This is a genomic window from Priestia sp. FSL P4-0332 (assembly GCF_038005845.1).
Lineage (GTDB): Bacteria > Bacillota > Bacilli > Bacillales > Bacillaceae_H > Priestia.
Genome location: NZ_JBBOUA010000001.1, coordinates 3,909,468 through 3,932,719 on the forward strand (window position 1 = coordinate 3,909,468; position 23,252 = coordinate 3,932,719).

At 38.7% G+C, this 23,252-nt stretch carries 24 protein-coding genes; 4 read left to right on the plus strand and 20 right to left on the minus strand.

Annotation, left to right across the window (positions count from 1 at the left end):
- Positions 1-192: 192 nt before the first annotated feature.
- On the plus strand, positions 193-1,230 hold the full coding sequence (locus MKY06_RS20595) for an acyltransferase family protein (protein ID WP_013058723.1): 1,038 nt from the start codon (positions 193-195) through the stop codon (positions 1,228-1,230).
- 121 nt (positions 1,231-1,351) lie between these two features.
- Positions 1,352-2,197, plus strand: a complete 846-nt coding sequence (gene dat, locus MKY06_RS20600) for a D-amino-acid transaminase (RefSeq protein WP_013084681.1) — start codon at positions 1,352-1,354, stop codon at positions 2,195-2,197.
- Between the two features lie 35 nt (positions 2,198-2,232).
- On the opposite strand, the gene MKY06_RS20605 is transcribed toward dat, so the two are convergent.
- The 13 genes from MKY06_RS20605 to MKY06_RS20665 form a co-directional block, all read right to left on the minus strand.
- Positions 2,233-2,511: a YokU family protein gene (locus MKY06_RS20605; protein ID WP_013058725.1), complete on the minus strand. Its 279-nt coding sequence runs from the start codon at positions 2,509-2,511 to the stop codon at positions 2,233-2,235.
- Positions 2,512-2,525: 14 nt separating this feature from the next.
- Entirely contained in the window at positions 2,526-3,938 is a 1,413-nt protein-coding gene (gene ablA / locus MKY06_RS20610; RefSeq protein WP_013058726.1) for a lysine 2,3-aminomutase, read from the minus strand.
- A 67-nt stretch (positions 3,939-4,005) separates the two neighbouring features.
- Positions 4,006-4,854, minus strand: a complete 849-nt coding sequence (gene ablB, locus MKY06_RS20615; RefSeq protein WP_029323939.1) for a putative beta-lysine N-acetyltransferase — start codon at positions 4,852-4,854, stop codon at positions 4,006-4,008.
- A gap of 26 nt (positions 4,855-4,880) precedes the next feature.
- The gene (locus tag MKY06_RS20620) at positions 4,881-6,146 is read right to left on the minus strand and encodes a peptidase (protein ID WP_029323942.1); all 1,266 of its coding nucleotides are present in this window, start codon (positions 6,144-6,146) and stop codon (positions 4,881-4,883) included.
- 13 nt (positions 6,147-6,159) lie between these two features.
- Complete coding sequence (locus MKY06_RS20625; protein ID WP_013058729.1) at positions 6,160-6,822, minus strand: 3-oxoacid CoA-transferase subunit B; 663 nt, start codon at positions 6,820-6,822, stop codon at positions 6,160-6,162.
- On the minus strand, positions 6,807-7,508 hold the full coding sequence (locus MKY06_RS20630; RefSeq protein ID WP_340961232.1) for a CoA transferase subunit A: 702 nt from the start codon (positions 7,506-7,508) through the stop codon (positions 6,807-6,809). Before MKY06_RS20630 ends, MKY06_RS20625 begins: the two co-directional genes overlap by 16 nt.
- Positions 7,509-8,858: an aspartate aminotransferase family protein gene (locus tag MKY06_RS20635; RefSeq protein ID WP_029323944.1), complete on the minus strand. Its 1,350-nt coding sequence runs from the start codon at positions 8,856-8,858 to the stop codon at positions 7,509-7,511.
- A gap of 108 nt (positions 8,859-8,966) precedes the next feature.
- On the minus strand, positions 8,967-10,202 hold the full coding sequence (locus MKY06_RS20640) for a dicarboxylate/amino acid:cation symporter (RefSeq protein ID WP_013058732.1): 1,236 nt from the start codon (positions 10,200-10,202) through the stop codon (positions 8,967-8,969).
- Positions 10,203-10,735: 533 nt separating this feature from the next.
- Entirely contained in the window at positions 10,736-12,205 is a 1,470-nt protein-coding gene (locus MKY06_RS20645) for an NAD(P)/FAD-dependent oxidoreductase (RefSeq protein WP_029323946.1), read from the minus strand.
- Between the two features lie 217 nt (positions 12,206-12,422).
- Complete coding sequence (locus MKY06_RS20650) at positions 12,423-13,823, minus strand: ATP-binding protein (RefSeq protein WP_013058734.1); 1,401 nt, start codon at positions 13,821-13,823, stop codon at positions 12,423-12,425.
- Positions 13,824-13,976: 153 nt separating this feature from the next.
- Entirely contained in the window at positions 13,977-14,162 is a 186-nt protein-coding gene (locus MKY06_RS20655) for a YjcZ family sporulation protein (RefSeq protein ID WP_075419415.1), read from the minus strand.
- Between the two features lie 91 nt (positions 14,163-14,253).
- Positions 14,254-14,679 (minus strand): hypothetical protein, encoded by a 426-nt coding sequence (locus tag MKY06_RS20660; RefSeq protein ID WP_223268973.1) that lies wholly within the window; start codon positions 14,677-14,679, stop codon positions 14,254-14,256.
- Positions 14,669-14,830, minus strand: coding sequence for a hypothetical protein (locus MKY06_RS20665; RefSeq protein WP_172738507.1), 162 nt, complete (start codon positions 14,828-14,830; stop codon positions 14,669-14,671). Before MKY06_RS20665 ends, MKY06_RS20660 begins: the two co-directional genes overlap by 11 nt.
- Positions 14,831-15,044: 214 nt before the next feature.
- Between MKY06_RS20665 and MKY06_RS20670 the strand changes: the two genes are divergently transcribed.
- Positions 15,045-15,800, plus strand: coding sequence for a DUF4397 domain-containing protein (locus MKY06_RS20670; RefSeq protein WP_289917919.1), 756 nt, complete (start codon positions 15,045-15,047; stop codon positions 15,798-15,800).
- Positions 15,801-15,832: 32 nt separating this feature from the next.
- On the opposite strand, the gene MKY06_RS20675 is transcribed toward MKY06_RS20670, so the two are convergent.
- The 7 genes from MKY06_RS20675 to ilvA form a co-directional block, all read right to left on the minus strand.
- A complete protein-coding gene (locus MKY06_RS20675) occupies positions 15,833-16,405 on the minus strand; it encodes a YpmS family protein (RefSeq protein WP_013058738.1) in 573 nt (190 codons plus the stop codon).
- A 12-nt stretch (positions 16,406-16,417) separates the two neighbouring features.
- Positions 16,418-17,302: an SGNH/GDSL hydrolase family protein gene (locus MKY06_RS20680; RefSeq protein WP_014458541.1), complete on the minus strand. Its 885-nt coding sequence runs from the start codon at positions 17,300-17,302 to the stop codon at positions 16,418-16,420.
- Positions 17,303-17,538: 236 nt separating this feature from the next.
- Positions 17,539-18,117, minus strand: coding sequence for an SCO family protein (locus MKY06_RS20685; protein WP_029323951.1), 579 nt, complete (start codon positions 18,115-18,117; stop codon positions 17,539-17,541).
- Positions 18,118-18,141: 24 nt separating this feature from the next.
- On the minus strand, positions 18,142-19,758 hold the full coding sequence (locus MKY06_RS20690; protein WP_029323953.1) for an ATP-binding protein: 1,617 nt from the start codon (positions 19,756-19,758) through the stop codon (positions 18,142-18,144).
- A 150-nt stretch (positions 19,759-19,908) separates the two neighbouring features.
- Positions 19,909-20,751 (minus strand): DegV family protein, encoded by an 843-nt coding sequence (locus tag MKY06_RS20695; RefSeq protein ID WP_013058742.1) that lies wholly within the window; start codon positions 20,749-20,751, stop codon positions 19,909-19,911.
- 170 nt (positions 20,752-20,921) lie between these two features.
- Positions 20,922-21,173, minus strand: coding sequence for a YpmP family protein (locus tag MKY06_RS20700; protein WP_013058743.1), 252 nt, complete (start codon positions 21,171-21,173; stop codon positions 20,922-20,924).
- A 190-nt stretch (positions 21,174-21,363) separates the two neighbouring features.
- Positions 21,364-22,635 carry a threonine ammonia-lyase IlvA gene (gene ilvA, locus MKY06_RS20705; RefSeq protein ID WP_013084697.1) on the minus strand — a complete coding sequence of 424 codons (1,272 nt, stop codon included), beginning with the start codon at positions 22,633-22,635 and terminating at the stop codon, positions 21,364-21,366.
- A gap of 231 nt (positions 22,636-22,866) precedes the next feature.
- On the opposite strand from ilvA, the gene MKY06_RS20710 reads away from it, so the two are divergent.
- Complete coding sequence (locus MKY06_RS20710) at positions 22,867-23,085, plus strand: hypothetical protein (protein ID WP_029323955.1); 219 nt, start codon at positions 22,867-22,869, stop codon at positions 23,083-23,085.
- Positions 23,086-23,252 lie beyond the last annotated feature (167 nt).

The following is a 23,252-nucleotide window of genomic DNA, read 5'->3' on the forward strand; positions in this document are numbered from 1 at the left end:
TGTAACAAAAACACATCGTTTTTATAACAAAAGCGTTGATTCGACAGGTTTCTCAAGCCTTTATGTAATTGCAAAAAAGAAGAATTCATGTTTTAATTCCGTAGTGAAAGGTTATTCTAACAATAATCGCCATTTAAATAAATCTTGTTGGTGGGAGGTTTACATCAGCATATGTTGAGGAAAAATAATACTATGAATACTCGAAATGCTTACTTTGATAATGCTAAATTTGTATTAATTTTTTTAGTTGTATTTGGACACATGATTTCTCCGTACCGAACAGATAGTAGCGGAATGCTGTCCATTTATCACTTTATCTTTATTTTCCATATGCCTGTCTTTATTTTACTAGCAGGTTATTTCTCAAAAAATTTTCATAAAAAAGGCTATTACAAAAAAATATTTACAAAGGTGGCTCTTCCTTACTTAGCTTTCCAAACTATCTATACCCTTTATTATAGTGTGCTTTATACAGATGAAACGTACACGCTTCAATATTTGGTTCCTAGATGGGCAATGTGGTTTCTACTGAGCTTAATTTTTTGGAAATTAATGCTTCCTTTCTTTGCGAAATTCCCGATGTGGATCAGCTTAACTGTCTCTATTTCGCTTGGACTTGCAATGGGCTTCATTGATATTGACGGATTTGATAAAATTCTAAGCATTAGCCGAATGTTTGTCTTCTTCCCGTTTTTCCTTTTAGGCTACTATTTGTCACAGCGACAAGAGCCTTTTACAAATCTTTTGACAGCGCGAAATCGAATCATTGCATCCATCGTATTACTAGTGACATTAATCGGAAGCTATTCTTTCTTAGACGACACGGCTTACACAGATATGCTGTATGGAACGAACACGTACGACAATGTGGCCGAATTTTTAATGCGCGTTTCTCACTATGGAATTGCTTTTCTTGTATCTTTTGCCTTTATGGCTTTAATTCCAACGCGCGGTTTTGCTTTAACAAGCATTGGACAGCGATCCCTATACGTGTATTTATTGCACGGCTTCATTTTAAAATGGTTCTTTACAACTGACTTCTCAAAAAGTCTAGAGCCAACATCATGGGGTATTATCGTCTTAATCGCCCTGTCCATTTTAGTAACGATGCTTCTCGGCAGCCGTATTGTCGATTGGTTCATCACCGGTACCAAGCTCATTGTTCAGTTTGTTACACCTAAAAAAGCCATTCAGAAATTTTCACTAGCATTCAAACGTACGTTTTCATAAAAGTCATACTCCTAAAGGAGTATGACTTTTTTCATTTTCTTCGAAGAAACCAAGTAAATAATTTCATTTTGCTGAATTTTATGTTAACGTTTTAATATCTAAAGGAAGGGAGTTTTTCAAGATGGAATTAGCATATTATGCTGGAGAGTTTAGAGATATTAATGAGGCTGTTATTCCAATTGATGAACGCGGTCACCAGTTCGGAGACGGTGTTTATGAATTTATTCGCGTATACAAAGGAGTTCCGTTTTCGATTGAACGTCACTTAGACCGCTTAGAAAGAAGTGCAAAGGCAATCTTTATCGAACTGCCGGTTTCAAGACAAGAGCTAAAGGACATCATTCACCAAGCAATGGAAAAATCAACGTTAAAAGACGCTGATATTTATATTCAAGTTACGCGCGGGATTGCTCCTCGAAATCATTTATTTCCCGATGTACCTGCACAATTAGCACTCACAATACGCCACCCTCGCCAAACACCTGAAGAAGCCTATGAAAAAGGCATTTCTACGCTTCTTTTGGAAGACGAGCGATGGGCTAATTGCTATATCAAATCATTGAACTTACTTCCTAACCTTCTGGCCAAACAAGCTGCGGCTTCTAAAGGATGTAAAGAAGCTATTTTAGTAAAAGACGGATACATAACCGAAGGGTCGAGCAGCAATGTATTTGCGATAAAAGACAACGTCTTGTTCACGACTCCTGCCACAAGAAAAATTCTATCCGGTATTACGCGCGCTAACGTACTCGAATGTGCGCAGGAACAAGCCATTCAAATCCGAGAACAAAATATGACTCCTTCCTTTTTAAAAGACGCTGATGAAGTTTTTATTACGAGCACATCTGTTGGTCTCTTGCCCGTTTCAAAAATAGACGAAGTCGAACTTCCAACTTTCCGTCCTGTTACAGTGGCTTTAAAACACGCCTACAGCCTGCGCACTGCTGGAACAAAGGCTTATCAATAAGCAAAGCCGCCCCTTACAAAATAAGGGGCGGCTTTTTAGAATTTAAAGTAGTTGCGCTTTAATAATCTCGGCACTTTCAATAGCTCATCATACCGAATGGATTCATCAAGTTTTTTTGTATCGACAAGAAGCAGCTGTGTTTCCACTTCTTCTATGATCTCTTCTTCTTGATATGACATCCCGCAACCTGAACAGCTGATACATGGCATATGAGTAATTTCAATACTTCTCGTTCCGTCTGGCAATTCCCAGTATGCGGTATTGGTTGTTTCTACCGCTTTTTCTTCTTCGCACCATGCGCATTGAACAGTCATATTACAGGACCTCCTTAAGATGATGGAGCATCGTCGCTTTTACCGTCTTTTTTCAATTGTGCTTTAAACTTTTTATCTTTTAATTCATCTCTTTTTTCACGTTTGTCTTTTAGGCTTTCGTGAGCACTGTCACTTTCATATGTTTTACGTCTTTTTACTCTCCCTAACCCTTCCGGTACAAGGTTGAATTGAGCATCATTCATAAGACCCGAGATGCCGATGGAAGAATCTTTAGTATCCGATGCTGGATAAACAGCTCGAAAATAATCATCTGCACCCCCAGGCACATAGCTTTCTGGCTCCGGATACGTCGTAATCACTCCTTCAAAGTTTCGCAGAACAACTTTACTTGCGCTTTGACTAATAATATAGTTTGGCTGAACCGCAATCTTTCCTCCTCCTCCTGGCGCATCAATAACAAACGTTGGAACAGCATAGCCAGACGTGTGACCTCGCAGCCCTTCCATAATTTCAAGCCCTTTGGAAACAGGTGCACGGAAATGCCCAATTCCTTCTGATAAATCACATTGATAAATATAGTAAGGACGAACGCGTATTTTCACTAAGTCGTGCATAAGCTTTTTCATGATAGCTACGCTGTCATTAATCCCAGCTAAAATAACGGCTTGATTGCCAACTGGAACGCCTGCATCGACAAGCATTTCACATGCTTTTTTTGTCTCTTCCGTAATTTCAATGGATGTATTAAAGTGAGTATTTAACCATACTGGATGATATTTTCTTAAAATGGCACATAAATTTTCCGTTATTCGCTGCGGAAACACAACGGGTGCTCTTGTGCCAATTCGAATAATTTCCACATGGGGAATAGCTCGTAAATTCTTCAAAATATATTCTAAAATGTTGTCATTAATCAGCAAGCCATCACCGCCTGAAATGAGTACATCTCGTACTTCGGGTGTTTTGGCGATATAAGCAATCGCAGCATCTAACTGCTTTTTTGGAACGCCCATTCCGATTTGTCCTGAAAACCTTCTTCGAGTACAGTATCTGCAGTACATGGAGCATTGATTGGTAACTAAGAACAAAACGCGATCAGGATAGCGATGAGTCAACCCTGGCACGGGAGAATCTTCGTCTTCATCTAGGGGATCTTCTAGATCGTATTTTGTTTTATGAAGTTCTTTGCCAACCGGAACAGACTGCATACGGACGGGGCAGCGAGGATCATCTGGATTCATTAAAGATGCATAGTAAGGCGTAATATTGAGCGGAATTGTTTTGGTTGAAATGCGTACTCCTTCTTCTTCTTCAGGAGTTAAGTTAATAACCTTTTTTAAATCATCTAACGTTCGAATTGTGTTTGTTAATTGCCAAATCCAGTCATTCCATTTTTCTTCAGGAACATCTTTCCATAACTCAATATCTTTCCAATGTCGGGACGGCTTATATAAATCATATAACATACAATCGCTCCTTTATGAAGATTTACTATTGTTATATGTTACAGCCCATAAATTGGTTAATTATTTCTCACCCTTTACTTTTTGACAGATCCTTCACCCATACGTTCATATCTTCTAACGATTTATAAATGTAGCAATTATTCGTTAATCGTCCCGTATAGATATACCCAAGCTGATGAAAAGCGGCATTCATTCCAAATGAAAGCGCTCTCGCTATTGTGTATGCACAAAAAATATGCCGCTGTTTTAGCTCCGCCTCTAGTGCGCTTAATAAATGCTTCATGAATCCATACTTTCGGTAAGCAGGGAGAGTCGCACAATCCGTTAGTTCAGCATTATGATAAACATAGTCAATTTCAGCAGAAGCAGCGCTAACGATATCGTTCTTGTCAACTATGATATAAAACAAACTATCTTCTTGAAGCAAACTAGAGAGATACTCTTCTTCGTAAAGGGGAGTAGGATACACTGTGAAGATTTGACGATAGAGCTGAGAAAGTTGTTTAGCGTCAGATGAAATGGCTCGGCGCATGATCAGTTGATTTGATAAAGGAGAATAATCAGATGTCGGCAAATTCAAAACATCTTGAAGCAGCTCTGTTTCTTTTAACGTCTCCCCGCTGTCTCGGCGGGATTGAGACGTATAGTAGCATAAAAGATACGCGTCGCTTCCGTTAAAATAGTAGGGAACAGTTGCTTCTAAAGAAAATCCCAAGCTCATCCAGTCCAACAGATGTTCAGCACGTGCTTTTATAATCCACTTTTCGTACGTTGCCTTATCAACTTCTTTATATATATAGCTGTAAATATCGTTCATATTTCCCCGGTAATCATCTATTCTCAGACGCTTGTTACATTCATCTAAAAAAAGAGTCATAGCAAAGGTTGGTTGACAAATATTTTCTTGTTTCGCCATTTGTTTGTATCCTCTCCCTTTTTAGCTTAGTCCGCAATACTGCACCAGTCTGCTACCGTGAGAGCAATAATTTCTGCTGCGTCAAGCATCGTTTGAATACAAATATACTCATTCGGAAAGTGGGCCACTTCTGTTACTCCCGGTCCAAAAACAACTGTTGGAATATCCCCTACTTGTGACAGTATCCCTCCGTCCGTTCCCCAAGGAGATGCTTCAATGATCGGCTGTTTCTGTTTCACTTGATAAAAAGAGGACGAAAGAGAGGTCATAAGCGGATGCTCCAATTCAATTTCACCGGGAAGCCAGTGGGCCCCAAACCATTCCAGGTCGACAGGATGCTCAGCAAACCACTCATCACACTGAGGCAAAAGTTCAAGCCAGGCTTTCATTTCTGCTCTGACATTTTTCATTTTTTCATGCGGAGCAACTCCTATCCTGCCTTCTAATATTACTTGATCAGCGACTGAAGAAGGCCACGTTCCTCCTTGTATATTTCCGATATTAATCGGCACGGGAATGGGAATTTTATTATAGAGCGGATCTGTAATTCGACTGTTTCTCTCTTTTTCAAGACCCTCAATATGTTTAAGCACAACAGCCGCTTTTTCAATCGCACTCACGCCTTCATACCGAGTCCCTCCATGTGCTGCTACTCCATGCACGGTCACTCGAAACCACATGGAGCCTTGCTGCTTAGGAAAGATCTTCATGTTGGTTGGTTCCGGAATAATGGCACCATCTGCTTTATACCCTCTAAGTACGCAGGAAAGTGTTCCTGCACCTCCGCTTTCCTCTTCTACTACGCTTTGAAAAATAACATCTCCTTTTAGTGAAATATCTAGCTCTTTCAACGCTTGAATAGCTAAAAGTAACGACACATTTCCTCCTTTCATATCCGTTGCTCCGCGCCCATATAAGTTTCCATCTTTTACAACAGCCGTATAAGGGTCTTCCGTCCACTGTGAAAGATCTCCGGGTGGCACTACATCAATGTGCCCATTCAAAATGATGGATTTCCCTCCGCCTTTCCCTTTTAACACGCCTACCACATTCGGACTGTCTCGAAAAGTAGAACGGTTGGAGGCAAAAGCTTCATGGCTACGAAGTATTTTTTCGTCCGGTTCCCATATATCAATATCTAACTGCAACTGTCGAAGGCGTTCAATGACAATTGCCTGCGCATGCTTTTCAGAACCTTGTACGCTTGCTTCTTCTACGAAACGCTTGAGTAAACGCACTGCACTTTGACGATGCTCTGTCATCCAGTTATGAATAGATTGCTGTATCTTCATGTAATGGTCCTCCTTATGGTATCGTAATCAATTGATCACTCAGGCGAACTGTCGCTTCTGTTGAACTCAAAATATCCTCTACGGTATAAGGAGACATTAACTCTGTTAGTAGAAGCGCATCTTTTTCCACTTTAAAAACCGCCCGATCTGTAATAACTAATCCCACGCAGCCCGAAGCAGTCAGAGGTAAAGAGCACGTCTTAACCAGCTTCGGTTCTCCTGTCTTGCTCGTATGATTCATTAGCACAATGACTTTTTTCGCTTTTTGAGCTAATTCCATCGCTCCTCCCATCCCAGGAACTCGCTTACCTGGCACAATCCAATTAGCTAAATCCCCTTTTTCACTCACTTCTAACGCACCAAGAATGGTCATATCGACGTACCCTTTTCGAATCATCGCGAAGGCTGTAGCACTGTCACAGTATGAAGCCCCTTGAACGGTAGTTGTTGGATAGCCTGCTGCATTGCAGACATTCTCATCTTCTTCACCTAAAGGAGGCGAAGATCCTAACCCTAAAATTCCGTTTTCAGCATGAAACATCACATGAACAGTACTTGGTACATAATTAGGAATAAGAGAAGGAATGCCAATCCCTAAATTAACAATCATGCCGTTTTTGATTTCAGCCGCAGCACGTTTTGCAATACGATGACGCATATCTATTCCCAAACCCATTTCCAATTCACTCCTTTTGAAGGAACAATATAATCCACAAATACACCTGACGTCATCACGTTCTCTGGGTCAATGTCGCCAAGAGGAACAATTTCATCCACTTCAGCGATAGTTATACGACCTGCCATTGCCATTAACGGATTAGTGTTTCGAGCGCTTTTATCATAAAGCAAGTTGCCGAATGGATCGGCTTTTTTTGCATACACAAAAGCAACGTCGGCTGTGAGCGGCTTTTCCACTAAAAATGTCTTGCCGTCTACTTCTACTTTTTCTTTTCCAAATTGAATAATGTCATTTTCTATTCCTACATCAACCAGTATTCCTCCAAGTCCAACTCCTCCCGCTCGAATACGTTCAGCAAGCGTTCCTTGAGGAGAAAACTCAACTTTTAGCTTTTCTTCTGTCATGAGCGTCCCAGCCACTGGGTTCGACCCAATATGAGAAGCGATCAGCTTTTGAATTTTTCCTTGGTTTACCAATTTTCCGGCGCCAATATGAGGAAAGCCTGAATCATTACATATCAATGTAAAATTTGATTTTCCGCTTTCAATCAGACCGTCAATGAGAGAAGGCGGGCTGCCTACTCCTCCAAACCCTCCTATCATTAGCGTAGCAGCATAATCGACATATCCAATCGCTTGTTCCACAGTTGTAATCTTTTGAAATGAGTTTTCGACCTTTGTCACTTATTTCACCTCATTTCTCTGTTTTTCATTTTGTACTTCATGCAATGTTTTTGAAAGCAGATCGACCGTTTCATCAAGCTGACGATGAGTAATTGTAAATGGTGGGGCAATAATAATGCCGTCTCCTTCGACTCCGTCTGTTCCTGCTTGTGAAGGGTAAAGAAGAAGACCATTTTTTTGGGCTTTACTTATTAGGCGTGCCGTCATATTTTCCGAGGATGAAAAAGGCTCCTTCGTTTTTGGATTTTGCACAAGCTCAAGACCAATTAGTAAGCCTTTGCCGCGTATATCACCAATGATAGGATAAAGAAGCTGAAGCTTCTTCAATTTTTCTACTAAGTAGTCTCCTTTCAGCGCTGCTTCTTGAACGAGATCATGCTTTTCAATATAGGTTAAAACAGCTAGCCCTACAGCCGATGACAGCGGATTAGCGCTTAGCGTATGTCCGCTCATAATTAATTTGGATCCGTTCATAATAGGTTCAATCGTTTTGCTGCTAGCCAACGTAACGGCTATTGGTGTATATCCTGCTCCCACTCCTTTTCCAAGCGTCATGATGTCTGGTTTAACTCCCCAGTGCTCATACGCAAACATCACGCCTGTACGCCCAACCCCAGTCATGACTTCATCCGCAATCCATAACACATCATATTTATCACAAATTTCTCTTATCACTTCATAATAACCGGGAGGAGGTGTAAGCGCTGCTCCGGCTGCTCCTACAATGGGCTCTGTAATAAAACCAGCAATATGTTCAGGGCCAGTTCGTTTGATAACTGTTTCCAATTCGTGTGCACAAGCAAGATTACAGGATGGATAGGTTTGATGAAACGGACATCGATAGCAATAAGGAGGTGAAACCGAAGGATAATCTTCAAGCAAAGATGAGAAGCGTTTTCGTCTTCCAACGTGCCCTGACATAGACAGAGCTCCTATTGTAATACCGTGATAGCTCATCCAGCGTGACAAAACCTTTGTTTTGGTTGGCTTTCCTTGCTCTTGAAAATGCTGAATTGCCGTTTTCATAGCCGTTTCAGTCGCTTCTGTCCCGCTGTTAACAAAAAAACTCCACTGGAAATGATTGCTGCTTAATTCACATAGTTTCTTAGCTAAGGCTTCTGTTGAGTCACTTGTAAACTGCGACCGATATACAAACGCAACTTTCTGTGCCTGATCGGTCATCGCATCAATAATTTCTTTTACGCCGTGTCCGATACTTGCTGTAACTGCCCCCGACGAAGCATCTATGTACCTTTTTCCATCTTGGTCGTACAAATAAATTCCTTTTCCATATGAAATAACTGGGTAGTCATCGTCGAGCAGCGGCTTTATTACATGAGTTTTATTCATTTCCGCACTCTCCTTTCAAACATACACTCTTATTAAACTGTATGCTGAAACGAAGAGTTTCTTGCCAATAAAAAAAGCCCTAGCATATAGCTAGAGCTTTTGCGCTTATTAAGCTGATTGCGTTACAGATTTATCGATACGCTTTGCTTCTGACTCAGCCACAATAACGGCACACGCAGCGTCTCCCGTAATATTTACAGATGTACGAAGCATATCAAGCAAGCGATCAATTCCAATAATTAATCCGATACCTGCTACAGGCAGTCCAACCGAACTCAGTACCATTGCTAGCATAATGAGACCAACTCCCGGCACACCTGCTGTACCAATACTAGCAAGCACCGCTGTCAATACAACCGTCACAAGAGCACCTAGCGACAGGTCAACGCCGTATACTTGTGCAATAAAAATAGTCGCTACACCTTGCATAATTGCCGTTCCATCCATGTTAATGGTAGCACCTAACGGCTGAACAAAACTGCTGATGGACTCCGGGACACGAAGATTTTTTTGAGCCACATTCATTGAAATCGGAAGCGTTGCATTACTGCTTGATGTACTGAATCCAACTGTCATCGCAGGAGCAAAACCTTTAAAAAATTCAATAGGGTTACGTCTGGCCATAAGCGCGACTGATCCCCCATATGTTACGATCGAATGGATAAACAGCGCGAGCACGACTACAATCATGTACAGCCCCATCGCTTTAATTGCCTCCCAGCCTTGACTTCCAACCGCGGTTGCAAGAAGCCCAAATGTTCCGTAAGGAGCAAACTTCATCACTAGATTTACAAGATACATCATCAATTCATTGCCTTGCTCGAGTAAATTGTAAAGCCCTTTTGTTTTACTTCCAAGCATCGTAATACCAAAACCGATAAAGATAGAGAAAACGATAAGTTGAAGCATATTCCCTTCAGCCATCGCTTGAATTGGGTTGACTGGAATCATATTTAAGAATGTCTCTCCAACCGGCGGTGCTTTTTCGGCTTCAAAAGAAGCGTTTTTTGTATCAAAAGATCCAAACGTACCCGGTTTAATTGCATACGCTAAAATTAAACCAATAATAATAGCAATGGTTGTTGTAACTAGGAAGTAGGAAACTGTTTTAGCCCCGATTCTTCCTAGTTTTTTAGGATCTCCTAAACCTGCTACGCCTAACGTGATAGAGAAAAACACAATTGGTACAACAAGCATTTTAATTAAGCTTAAGAAGATTTGGCCAAGCGGTGTAAACAAGTACTTGTCCAGCGGAGCAAAAGCACTTGGAGCAAAAGCATTAATCAACACTCCTACAACAGCACCAGCAATTAGCGCGATAATGATCTTTGTCGATAGCTTCATAGATTTACCTCCCGTAAATAAATTATATTAGAATGATTCTAACTACCATACTTATTTTACCATGCATTGAGAACGGTAACACTCGAAATATACAATATATTAAAAATTTTCAGATTAATATTTTTCAGCTATATAAAAAACCATGAGAATATCGTGGTTTCATAAACCACCATTCATAAATATGAATAATTATTCTAATACCCGCGTACTTTACTGCTTTCATAAATATTTTACTCATCAAAAAATAACTCTTTCCAGCTGTTGATTTTATCCTTATTGTACTGCTTGATATAACCCTCTTAAAATTTCACTGAATTTATTGATGGAAAGAAATGGACATTATCAATTCGCCTTATTCTATTTAATTCTGCTCACGATAGAAGTATGGATTCCGTAATATCTTTTAAAAAAGGAGCGGGTAATTATCATATAAAACTATCGGAGTTGGAGCGGTACAAGTTCTTTACTTTTTACTTATTCGCTCTCGTTATTTAACACATAAAAAAAAAGAGGCCGTGACGGCCTCTTTTTTTTTATACAGTAACAGGTTCAGAACTTGCTTTGCGATTCTTTAATTTTTCAACAATGTCACGCGCTACCCACACACCGCACGCACTTGCCTGCGCGAGCCCTCGCGTAATACCAGCTCCGTCTCCTCCCACGTATAAACCAGAAATTTCAGTTTCAAACTTATCGTTTAACTTCGGACGGGCGGAGTAAAATTTCGCTTCCACACCGTAAAATAGCGTATGTTCAGATGCTAATCCAGGCGTTACGTGATCCAGTGCTTCTGTCATTTCAATTAAGCTTTTCATCGTATTGTAAGGAAGCACTAAGCCCAAGTCACCAGGTACAGCTTCTTTTAACGTTGGTTCTAAAAAGCCTTCTTTAATTCGAGTCGCTGTTGAACGACGGCCCTTTAAAATATCTCCATACTTTTGAACAACTAAACCCCCGTTTGACAGCATATTAGCTAACCTTGATACTTCGTGCGCATATTCATTCGGCTGATCAAATGGATCCGAAAATTTATGGGAAACAAGCAGCGCAAAGTTCGTATTTTGACTTCCAAGCTTCGGATCTTTGTATGCGTGTCCATTTGCTAACATAATACCTGAATGATTCTCTACTACCACATGTCCTGAAGGATTGCTGCAGAACGTTCTGACTCTTGTACCTACAGACGTATTGTAAATGAATTTCCCTTCGTACAAGTGCTTGTTGATTTCTTCCATAACAACGTTGGATGTTTCGACTCGAACGCCGATGTCCACTTGATTGTTAATCATTTTTAAACGACGTTTTTTTAGTAAGTCACTCATCCACTTCGAGCCGTCTCGACCTGGTGAAACAACCACTTTATCAGCCGTAATTCTTTCACCATTCTTCAATTCGATACCGCGCACGATATGCTGACCATCTTCTTTTTCTGTTATTAAATCGTCTACTTCCGTTTTATACTGCATATCAATTTTTTCTTTTAAGTATTCATAAATGCTTTTTAAAATTTCTAAATTTTGCTCTGTTCCTAAATGACGCACCTGGGCACGTAATAGCTTTAATCCTGCTGCGTATCCGCGTTTTTCAATTTCACGAACTTTATCAGTTAACGGATCCGTAATCGTATCGGTTGCTCCGTGTTTTAAATTAATTTCATCCACATATTTAATTAAATCTACCACCTGTGATTCAGACAGATAATCCGTCATCCAGCCTCCAAATTCACTGGTGATATTAAACTTCCCGTCTGAATATGCGCCGGCTCCACCGAAACCATTTGTGATAGAACAAGCAGGCAAACAGCCAGCAAACTCTTTTTTGCCAACCGCAGGCGGACATTTTTCAATTTTTTTCTGAAGAATCGGACAATTACGTCGATAGATATCGTGTCCTTTATCGATTAATAAAATAGTTGCTTCCGGTAATTTTAACGTTAACTCATAGCAAGTAAAAATCCCAGCGGGTCCTGCCCCTACCACAATAACATCATAATTTGAGTTCATTGTACATTCTCCCATCATCTTTTTTCTTTGGGTAAAAGATAAAAGTTATTGACCGAATTTTCTTTTTTTATTATAATTCGGTTATTTTCTAGCCATTTGATAATATATCAAAAACAAACCCTTTAGTCAACAATATACACGAACATTAAAATAAAATATTAAAAAAACATTCGTTTTTATTCCAAACAAATAAAAACCAGTGAACGAATAGCAAGCGCTATGAAATGTTCACTGGTTCTTTAATGTACGGAAGAGCAATTTCTACTTTTGTTCCTACTCCTACTTTACTCGCAAATGAAATATGCCCTTGATGCTGTTCGATTATTCGGTAGCTAATCATTAACCCTAGCCCCGTTCCTGTTTGTTTAGTGGAATAAAACGGTTCACCTAGCCGAGCTAAAGATTGCTCATCAATTCCACAGCCTTCATCCTCGATAATGACCATGCCGTATTCATTTCTTTTCTCAACGGTGACTTTAACTGTCCCTTTGCTCATTGACTCAAGCGCATTTTGAATTAAATTAATAAAAACTTGTTTAAGCGCATTTTCTTCACAAAAGATTGTAATCTCATCACTAATCTCATTAATAATACGACAATTTTTATAATTGGCGTGTGTATCTAATAGTAATGTCACATGACGTATGATTTGATTGAGACTTTTGGGGTGGTATGAATTTTCAATTTTAGGCTTGGCCAGCGTTAAAAATTCTTGAATAATGGATTCGACGCGATTCAATTCTTCAAGCATAATATCATTGTATTCTTCGTTGTACTGTTTCGATGCTTTTAACAGCTGAATAAACCCTTTAATCGCCGTCATTGGATTACGAATTTCATGTGCTACTCCTGCCGCTAACTTGCTCACCATTGTAAGCTTTTCAGATTTGCTTGCCATTTCATCATATTTTTTTCGATCCGTTACGTCGCGAATAATATACTGAATGGCATCCTGTCCTTCAAACTTAATTTTGGTTGCCGAAGATTCAATAATGACGACTCCTTTTTTAGTCAATAGTTTCACATCAACACGCGGCCTCACGGACATTCCATTCATCAGCTGAACCATTCGTTCTTTTACGATTTCTAAATGTTCGGGGTGAATAAAATGAAGCCAAGGACGCCCGATATACTCTTCTTTTTTCTCGCCGCCAAGAAGTTTAACACCAGCGGGATTCAAATATTGAATTCTGCCTTCTCTTGTTACAATAAATGCATCTTGGCTTTGCTGGACAAACTGCTTATATTGCTTCATTTTTCGAATGACTTCCTCTTGCTTTTCAATACTTGAGGAAAACTCTTTCCACTGAACAACTAAGAGCGGAATATCCCCTTCCGTGCGCTGAATATGGATGTGCATCGGAAACTGCTGATCTACTTTTTTCTTAAGTAAAACAACTTCTTCCTCTTGCTTTCTTAACGGTTCCACTTCATGCTTTTCAATAAAAAAGCGATTTGGCTCTTCAAATACATTACAGGAAAGAAGTCGTTCCTCCGTTGTTTTAAAAAGGTGGCAGCACGCTTCATTTAAAATTTGAATATCTCCATCCATATTCATTACGAGCATTGGTGTAAATGACATTGAAAATAGCTGTTGAAATACTTTTTCCTTTTCCATATATTCACCTTCGCTTATTGAGTTACTAGCTATAGTATAATATGGTAAATGTTGATTTGGCAAAATTTTTTTATTATTTAAACAATTTATATGTAAGTTTGTCCTTTTCCATCTGTTATAAAAAGCTCGCACATGCGAGCAAATGAGATCTAATCAGCAAAAACAGGTGCAGCCAATGATGATTAATAAAATAAATAGCACAACAATCAATGCAAATGACTGGCCCGTTCCGCAATGATGATAACCGCCAATTGGATAGCTAATTGGATAGTGGCAAGTATCATATAGGTGGTGATAGCCTCCGTGATGGCATGGATCGTAACAATCGTAGTTATACATAGCAATCTCTCCTCTTGTTTTTTTTATTCATTTCGTACACTGTACTTTATATGCGTTAGTTGATTGTCCTGTATGTGCATTCGCCCATTTTTTACTTTCTCTTACGCCATATTCGCCTTTTGGGCTGCAGCGTATACGAAAACAACAAAAGTAAAATACTTCCCATCACCAGTAACGTAGTAAAATCTTTCATAAACTCAATAATGAGCCCTATATACGGGAGATGGTATGCGTAGCTTCCAATCACTTTAAAAGAGGCAGACAAAGAATCTCTTTGAGCTGTAACCAGTACATCTAGCTCTTGATTATGGGCCAGTACAAGTTCATTCTTTGAAGAAGATGATTCGTCTCTAAAGACAACTATATCTCCGCGATGCAGGTGGTGATAATCCGTTTCTTGAACGGTCACAGTGAAACCAAATAGGCTTGGAACTGTACTAACAAATAAAAATGTAAAGCAGATAGCATAAAGAACAAGTACATATCGAAACGCAGAAAACATACATTTATTGATCATAGGCAATCAGCTCAATTCGCTCGGTTACTTTATTTAGCGCGGGGGTAATGTGATTAAATGAAGTAGAGCGCCCTGTAAATTGAATCAAAAGTAGCAGCAGTAAAAAACTTAACATAATTAACCGTAGCATCCGAGCATAAAAATCGCGCATGCTCTCACTCCTTTTTTCTATACTAAATTCGGTCGTACAATAAGCCTTCAGTCAATAATTTGATTCAGTATATGCACATAGAGGGCATTTGGCTCATTGTTTCTTCTTGGAGGTCTCGGGAGTGATCAGTGATCGGCATAAATTATGAGTTTTAGCATATGTTTGGTTACGTATGGAAATGTTTTTATACTCCGACAATAAGGGAGCTGAACATATGGCTAATTATTCCTTTGATCAATATATCAAAAAAGCAATGAAATACGATTTTCTAGCTAACTACTATAAGTATAGTGATCCATCTAAGCATATTCATTATTATCAAAAGCATTTGTACTATATCCAGCAGGCCATCTTAACTTCTTCTGAAAATACGAATTCACGCGTAAATCCACCGCAAATTCGTATACTTCACGCTTCTCCAGATTCTCCATCTGTAGATATTTATATTAACAACAAACGAGTGATTCGCAATTTAACTTATAAACAAGAAACAGATTATATTGAATTACAAGAACCTGGAAGATATACAATTTCTATTTATCCCGCTGGAGAAACGGGAAGACCTGTTTTAACGGAATCATTTACATTTGAAGGAAACCAAAATTACACGGTAGCGGCGGTAGATGAGCTAAATAAGCTTGATTTATTATTTATCTATGACAATACGGATGTACCAAGTGGAGAAACAAAGCTTCGGTTTGTGCATCTTTCTCCTGATGCTCCTGCTGTGGATATTGCAGCTAGAGGCGGAGACGTCATTTTTTCTGGAGTGCAGTTTAAAGAAGTCACAAAATATTTGCCTTTATCCCCCATGCATGTTCAACTTAGTGTGCGCATAGCGGGAACCAAAAATGTATTACTCGAAATCCCGGCACTGAACCTTCGTCCGAATCGAACATATACGGTATATGCCGTCGGATTTGCTAAGAACCGTCCTGCGTTAGAAGCGCTGATTTCCCAAGATCGTTAACAAAAAAAAACCTTCCAAATTGGAAGGTTTTTTTATTCACTGCGCGAAATTAAACGTACGCGAATATCATCATTTTTTAAATCAAACTTTTGTACTTTTACAGCAAAATCACTCTCTAACTTCATCTGCTGTAACGCTACGTATACTGATTCATTCTTTGGATCAATCGTTACCCATTCTGGTAGCGCAAAGTTATTATTCACGTATCGAAGCACTGTGCGGACAGGAAGCTGCAGCTTTCCAACAGAAAGTGACTGCTGTTCAAGCACAATATCTCCATTTTTTTGTACGATTGGATCAAATGTCATTCGAATATTAATATCATCGCCGAATACTTGAATCGTACCATCTACTCTTACTACATCGGTAAGAGTAATTTTGTAGTTAAGCGGCTGATTCTTAAACTCTTTTTTTAAATATTTATCAATCAGTACATTTAAGTCCGCTTTTTTAGCCAAAATAGTTAGTTCTGCGTCTCCTTCTACTTTTTCAGAGGGAGTTGGATTGGCCTTGTCAACCGGTTGAAAAATAAACGCAATAATAAGGATAGCCCCTAGAACATTAATCCCTAATAACGCGATAAATAGGGTTTTCCACTTCTTCATATAACAATCTCCTTACTCGTTCCCACTCTCTTTCGTGTTTTTCTCTTTTTCATCAGATGTAACTTCTTCTGCTGTTTCCTTTTTCTGGTCTCCAACGAGAGGATCTTCTTCCTCCATTGATTTACTAATGCGCTCAGCCATTAGTTTGTACCCTTTTTTATTAGGGTGAAACTCGTCTTTCCCTAATAAATTTACGTCAGAATCATAAAAAATATCATCAATTTTTACATAACTTACATTATCATATTGAGAAGCAATTTTCTCGCTTGCCGCATTCCATTCATTAATAACAACATTAATTTCTTTCACATCACTTAACGATTTAAAGAATGGATTATAAAAACCAATTAAATAAATATGAGCATTAGGATTAAGCTTACGTATACGTGAAAACACGTCATTTAGACGTTTTTCATATTTTGACTGCTGTGATTCAAACGTCTTAATTGAGATATTGTAAAAGTAATCTCTTACCACTTTCATCACGTCATTGCCGCCAATCGTCAAGAAAACGATGTCTGCTCTTGATACTTCAGCTGCTACTCCCGGCTGATTTAACCTCGCTAATAGCTGATCCGTCCGGTTTCCTCTTTTACCTAAATTCTCTGTTCGTACATTTTGCACTTCATTTTGTTTAGAAAGGTATTTAGTTAAGTATGGTACATAACCGCCTTTTTTAGACTCATCTCCTACTCCTTCTGTTAATGAGTCGCCAATGGCTACAATATCTAAATCTACAGGAAAAAAGCCTTTCGGAATATGCTTTTTAGGTGTTAAATCCACTTCTTTCTGAACGGCTTCTTCTTTATTGTCCGTTGGCAAAAAAGTCGTCGTCGAACAGCTCGCTAACACCACCGCACTCATACTGCTTATCACTATACTTTTCCATTTTCTCATCATAACACCTACTAACTATGCTGTATTCTCGCTGTCACAAGCAATACTGCTTACCGCTCTGAATAACTATATCTTTATATCTTATCATACTATGTCAAGTTGATATTTTACTACGTTTCTTATATATAGTATATGTAAAAAAAAGGATAAGCATGTTTCTTTCATAAAAATATCCGCTAACACATCACTATAAAGATAGCTGTGTTTGGCGGATAGATTTGACGGATTTATAGCTCTTACTGAAGGGTTTTGATATCTTTTAACATATCTTCATAAGGAGGATCAGTCACTCCTTGATAAGATTTTTGAACGACTCCATCTTTGTCAATTAGAAAAAAATCCGTGCCGTGAATAACCTGCGGATTTTCTTGCGGCTTTTTCACAATCGTTTTAAATTGGTCCAGCGCAAACTTTTCAATTTCCGCTTGTTTATAACCCGTTAAGAAATCCCAATTCGAAAAATCAGCGCCAAATTTAGTCGCATAGTCCTTCATTTTCAGTGGAGTATCCACTTCAGGGTCTACGCTAAATGAAACAAAGCGAACGTCCAGCCCTTCATCCTTGGCCATTTTTTGTAATTTAGCCATATGAGCCGTCATTGGGGGACATACGGTTTCGCAGCTTGTGAAGATAAAGTTAGCTACCCAAACGTTCCCTTTCAGCTGACTTAGCCCTACTTTCTTTTGATCTTGGTTAACATAAGAAAAAGAGTCCATCTTCCAATTAAGCGGATTTTCTATTTTGGAACCACAGGCTGTTAACATCATACAACTAATGAGCAGTAAAAAAAACAATTTATAAGACCAGCTTTTCATATGTTCCTCCTGCACGGTTAAAGTTTAGTCATAGCTAGGGAAAATCAAGGTAAACGTTGAACCTTTTCCTGGTATGCTTTCCACTTCAATTCTTCCATTCATTTGTTCGACCAGTTGATAAGACACCATCAGACCAATCCCTGTTCCTTTTTCTTTTAAAGAATAAAACGCTGTTCCCAGCCGGTTCACTTGTTCACTGGTCATGCCTATACCAGTATCTTCAATTTGAATATGTACATGCCCTTCTCGCTTGTAAAGCCCTACTCGAAGCGTTCCTCCATTTCTCATGGCTTCAATTCCATTTTTCATAATATTAAGCAGAACTTGATTCAATTCGTTTCGGCTGCCGCGAACATACATCTCTTCTTTTGCGTCTAATTCTATGAGTATATTGTTTGTTAACAAAGCATAAGAAGATAATAAGTCTACTAAGCTTGTAACACACTCTAAGCAGTTAATAAAACGATGCTGATGAACATCCGGCTTGGCTAAAGATAAATAGTCATGAATAATCGCTTCCGCTCTGTCCATTTCGTTAATCATAAGATGAATGTAACTTAATTCAGTGTTTGAAAGCTTTGTGTTATCTTGAAACAGCTGTAAAAACCCTTTTACCACCGTCATAGGATTTCGAATTTCATGGGCTACAGAAGCAGCTAATTGACCAATTGCATTCATTTTCTCTGCTCGCTGCAATTCCTTTTGCATCCTCGTTTTTTCCATAATAACTTCTAATTCATCAATCGCTTTAGCAATTCCATCTTTTGAATGACTGAAATTCGTTTCTACGTTCAGCTGTTCTTTTGTTGCTGATACTTGTTGAAAAAGCTGCTGAAGCCGCTCGGTCATTTCATTAAATCTTGTGTGTACATTCCCTAACTCAGAATCATTTTCATGTGTCAGCTTCACATCAAACTTACCTTGACTTACTGCTTGAATTCCTTCTATTAATTCTCCTAGGGGCGACATTAATCGCCTTAGTCCCCAGTCTTGAATAACAATAATGAAGGTAAACAAAATCGTAAACGCAACGATCAAAGCCACAATTAAACGTTTTTGGTAGATATAGATAGCGCTCGCATCTATATCTACACCAAGCATAGCCACGACTTTTCCGGAGCTGTTTGTAATAGGCGATAAAACGGTGATCCACGTCCCGAATTCGTCTTTGTATGTAGATGTTACGATATTCTTCTTTTCTTGTTCTGCTTGCTTAAATGATTTGTAAAATTCTTCTCCTCCATAATAAATCATGGACGGCTCTAGTGATTGCTTAATTTTCTTATTCGCTGTTACGATAATCTTATTTCCATGCGACTTGAATTTTTCGGTCGTCATAATATATCCCTGCAAGTACGACGGATGCAATTCATAAATCTTTCTAAACTGCTTTTCTAGCTCGTCTTTTTCAGGAATCGTCCCGTTCCTTGAATCCACTGCTGCTATTACGGCTTGTTTAGATAAAGACTCCCTCCATAAATCAGCCATAATTAACGCGTGCTGCGTTAGTGTCTCTTTTGCCATCTTTTTTTGAACTTGATAGCTAATGGCTAAAGAAATGACTCCAAGGGCAACTACAATTAAAGTAGAAAATAAAACCGTTTTGTTAAACACACTCAAATTTCGAATATATTTTTTCATCGGTATACTCCGGATTCAAAAGAATAGTAACCAGCACAGCATTCGCTGGTAGAAAGTTGATTCTATTATATCACACGTTCGTCCACTTCTCTTTCCCCTTTTTCCAAAAAAGAGAAAGCCAAAAAAGTGACTTGCAAAAAGCAACCCACTTTATTCAGCAAAATACATAAAACCAATTGCACCAATACCTGTATGCGTCGAGATAATAGGCGTCGTATCTTCAATCGAAAATTGCGTATAGCCCCTTGCCTTCACAATTGATTCTTTTAACTTAGAGGCGAGTCCAAATCCATCTGCATGTACAAGCCCTACTCCTTTAATACTTTTTCCTTCTGTATGCTCTTCGAACTGTTTCGTTAAAAACTTAACAATTTGAGAATGGCTGCGCACTTTAGCAACAGGAGTATATACTCCGTCAGCTAGAGAAGCAATCGGCTTAATATTTAAAAGAGAACCGATCAATCCTTTTCCTCGTCCAATACGTCCACCTTTAACCAAATTTTCAAGCGTATCAACTACGACAAAAAGATTCGTATTTTGACGCACCTCTTCCAAGCGTGTGATAATTTCTTCTACTGTATGCCCATCTTCAATCATTTTCACCGCTTCAAAGACTTGAAACGAAAGAGCTTTTGTAATGTACATAGAATCAACAACGGTGATGTTTCCTTCTACCATTTGAGCCGCGCTTTCAGCTGCTCGAACAGTTCCGCTCATTCCCCCAGTCATATGAATCGAAATGACGTCATACCCTTCACTAACTAATCGTTCATATACTTCAACAAAAGAACCAATAGCTGGCTGAGAGCTTTTTGGTAATTCTTTTGAATTTTTCATTTTTTCAATAAAATCTGTCGGCGTTAATTCCACGCGATCTAAATACGTTTCATTATCAATGTTAATACATAAAGGTATCATCTCAATACCGTACTTTTCAGCTTCTTCCAACGTTAAATCAATTGTTGAATCCGTTACCACTTTAATTTTCGCCATGTGTTCACCCCTATAAGATGCATTGCAGACTAGTATAACATGAACACTTACAACAATATAGTTATAATAGAATGCAAGTTTTGCTAATTCGTAAAACGCATGTTCAACCTTTTATATCAACAAAAAAAAGTTGACTCTGCTGAAATATTCAGAAAAGTCAACTTTTACGTTTATGCATTATGTTTTAATACATGAGACTTAAAGAGCTGTTCGTAATCTTTCCATTTCAACACGCGTTTTAAATATTCTTGAAACGAGTAGGTTTGCTTCGGAACTGATTCGTTCGTGATTTGTCTAATAAATAAATCAAGTTTTGCAGATAACATGAACCGAAACGTGCTATTTTCCTCTAAAACTGGAATTTCAGTAATTTTTACTTTTTGACCACTGACATGTTTAAATTCAAGGCTTTTTAATAGCAAGGCGATCAACCCTCTTTTTACCCGTTTATTTTATTATAATGCTTAAGGCACTTTCTGTCTTGATAAAATAAAAAGAAAACACAAATATTCTTTAAAATAAAAAGAAAACACAAATATTCTTTAAAATAAAAATGCTTCATCAACTTATTCGACAGTTGATGAAGCATTCCTTTTTAAAATGACCTTCTATTTAAATAAATAAGTGAAACAAGTTGCTTTCTTTATTAATTTCTGTGTAAGGGAATCCTTTTTTATCCATACGATTAATCAGTGGATAATAATCTTCTTTATGCTTGAGCTCGATTCCAACAAGTGCTGGTCCGCTGTCTTTGTTATTCTTTTTCGTATACTCAAAGCGCGAAATATCGTCTGTCGGTCCAAGCACTTCGTCTAGAAATTCACGAAGAGCTCCTGCGCGCTGAGGGAAATTAACGATAAAATAATGCTGTAATCCTTCATAAATCATCGAACGTTCTTTGATTTCTTGCATACGTCCAATGTCATTGTTTCCTCCGCTGATGACGCAAACAACCGTTTTTCCTTTAATTTGCTCACGGTATGAGTCAAGAGCAGCAATCGAAAGAGCTCCTGCTGGTTCTGCTACAATCGCATTTTCATTGTATAGAGATAAAATGGTTGTGCAAACCTTGCCTTCAGGAACAACTACAATATCGTCCACAAGCTCTTTACTGATGTCATACGGAAGCGTTCCGACTGTTTTAACAGCTGCTCCGTCTACAAATGGATCGATTGCCGGTAGCGTCACTACATTTCCATTTGCTAAAGATGTCTGCATGCCAGGCGCGCCTGCTGGTTCTACCCCAATTACAGCTGTTTGAGGCGAGATGCTTTTTACGTATGTGCCGACACCGGAAATTAATCCGCCCCCGCCGATACCCGCAAATACGTAGTCAATTTCATCTTCACAGTCATTGAACATTTCAACGGCTACTGTACCCTGCCCTGCAATAACGTCTACATCATTAAATGGGTGAATAAATGTACGATGTTCCTCTTCACTGCATGCAATAGCTTGTTCATAAGAATCATCAAACGTATCTCCGATTAGTACGACCTTTACGTTATCTTTGCCTAAAAATTTCACTTGATTAATTTTTTGGCGCGGCGTTGTGCTCGGCATAAAGATTTTACCATCGATATTTAAATGACGGCACGCATATGCTACACCTTGTGCGTGGTTTCCTGCACTTGCACAGGCAATTCCATTTTCTAATTCTTCTGGGGATAACTTTTTGATTCGATTGTACGCACCGCGAATTTTAAATGAGCGCACCACCTGTAAATCCTCACGTTTTAAATAGATATTACATTCATATCGTTCAGACAAAACGTCATTACGCTGTAGTGGTGTATGCACAACAACATCTTTAATCAATTGATTTGCAATCATGATGTCCTCTAAATGTACGTGTTTTGTTCGATTATCTACTTGTTGTTTCATAACCAACTTCCTTCCTCTTCTACCATTATTAATTTGTACATTATATCACAAAAAATTTAGAAAAATCATTATTTTTCATTAATAATAACTAAAAAAACTTTTCCAACTATTTTACTGTCCACATACTTTACATATGTTTAGCAAACGCTAAATAGACTTACAAAATTGCCCATACTTTCTACATGCAGCTGATGCGATAACAGGTATAAATTAAGAAAGGTTGTGGAATAAATGGAGTTTTCGCTTCAAAGTCATGAAAGTGCCGTTCCGTGCGAAATAGTTGCAGATGAAGAAAACGGTAGATACATGCTTCGCAAAGCAGATACGAGCGGAGAAGTTTTTAATACACCAAGCGAGCTGATTCAATGGATTGAAGCTAACTGGAGCACTGAACAGTTTGTGAGCCCAGCGGCTTTTCACGAAATGATGAAGCAATTAAAATCAATATAAAAAGAGATTGAAACATAACGAAATCAATCTAAAGACGAATAAATGGAGTATAGGAGCTAGCTAGTAGGGGGTGCTTGTTACACCGCATTTGATTTCCATGCGAGACTTCGCTTTTCGCGGGCGGCTGGTGAGCCTCCAATCAACTGCTAAAAGCACCTACATACATG

Excerpts from the sequence above, each read along its gene's own strand:
- ilvA (WP_013084697.1), bottom strand. The coding sequence starts at position 22,635 with ATGAAACAACAAGTAGATAATCGAACAAAACACGTACATTTAGAGGAC.
- MKY06_RS20680 (WP_014458541.1), bottom strand. The coding sequence starts at position 17,302 with ATGAGAAAATGGAAAAGTATAGTGATAAGCAGTATGAGTGCGGTGGTG.
- MKY06_RS20665 (WP_172738507.1), bottom strand. The coding sequence starts at position 14,830 with ATGCGCGATTTTTATGCTCGGATGCTACGGTTAATTATGTTAAGTTTT.
- MKY06_RS20640 (WP_013058732.1), bottom strand. The coding sequence starts at position 10,202 with ATGAAGCTATCGACAAAGATCATTATCGCGCTAATTGCTGGTGCTGTT.
- MKY06_RS20625 (WP_013058729.1), bottom strand. The coding sequence starts at position 6,822 with ATGGGTTTGGGAATAGATATGCGTCATCGTATTGCAAAACGTGCTGCG.
- ablA (WP_013058726.1), bottom strand. The coding sequence starts at position 3,938 with ATGTTATATGATTTATATAAGCCGTCCCGACATTGGAAAGATATTGAG.
- MKY06_RS20645 (WP_029323946.1), bottom strand. The coding sequence starts at position 12,205 with ATGAACTCAAATTATGATGTTATTGTGGTAGGGGCAGGACCCGCTGGG.
- MKY06_RS20620 (WP_029323942.1), bottom strand. The coding sequence starts at position 6,146 with ATGAAGATACAGCAATCTATTCATAACTGGATGACAGAGCATCGTCAA.
- MKY06_RS20650 (WP_013058734.1), bottom strand. The coding sequence starts at position 13,823 with ATGGAAAAGGAAAAAGTATTTCAACAGCTATTTTCAATGTCATTTACA.
- MKY06_RS20690 (WP_029323953.1), bottom strand. The coding sequence starts at position 19,758 with ATGAAAAAATATATTCGAAATTTGAGTGTGTTTAACAAAACGGTTTTA.
- MKY06_RS20660 (WP_223268973.1), bottom strand. The coding sequence starts at position 14,679 with ATGATCAATAAATGTATGTTTTCTGCGTTTCGATATGTACTTGTTCTT.
- ablB (WP_029323939.1), bottom strand. The coding sequence starts at position 4,854 with ATGGCGAAACAAGAAAATATTTGTCAACCAACCTTTGCTATGACTCTT.
- dat (WP_013084681.1), top strand. The coding sequence starts at position 1,352 with ATGGAATTAGCATATTATGCTGGAGAGTTTAGAGATATTAATGAGGCT.
- MKY06_RS20675 (WP_013058738.1), bottom strand. The coding sequence starts at position 16,405 with ATGAAGAAGTGGAAAACCCTATTTATCGCGTTATTAGGGATTAATGTT.
- MKY06_RS20655 (WP_075419415.1), bottom strand. The coding sequence starts at position 14,162 with ATGTATAACTACGATTGTTACGATCCATGCCATCACGGAGGCTATCAC.
- MKY06_RS20685 (WP_029323951.1), bottom strand. The coding sequence starts at position 18,117 with ATGAAAAGCTGGTCTTATAAATTGTTTTTTTTACTGCTCATTAGTTGT.
- MKY06_RS20710 (WP_029323955.1), top strand. The coding sequence starts at position 22,867 with ATGGAGTTTTCGCTTCAAAGTCATGAAAGTGCCGTTCCGTGCGAAATA.
- MKY06_RS20605 (WP_013058725.1), bottom strand. The coding sequence starts at position 2,511 with ATGACTGTTCAATGCGCATGGTGCGAAGAAGAAAAAGCGGTAGAAACA.
- MKY06_RS20695 (WP_013058742.1), bottom strand. The coding sequence starts at position 20,751 with ATGGCGAAAATTAAAGTGGTAACGGATTCAACAATTGATTTAACGTTG.
- MKY06_RS20595 (WP_013058723.1), top strand. The coding sequence starts at position 193 with ATGAATACTCGAAATGCTTACTTTGATAATGCTAAATTTGTATTAATT.
- MKY06_RS20635 (WP_029323944.1), bottom strand. The coding sequence starts at position 8,858 with ATGAATAAAACTCATGTAATAAAGCCGCTGCTCGACGATGACTACCCA.
- MKY06_RS20670 (WP_289917919.1), top strand. The coding sequence starts at position 15,045 with ATGGCTAATTATTCCTTTGATCAATATATCAAAAAAGCAATGAAATAC.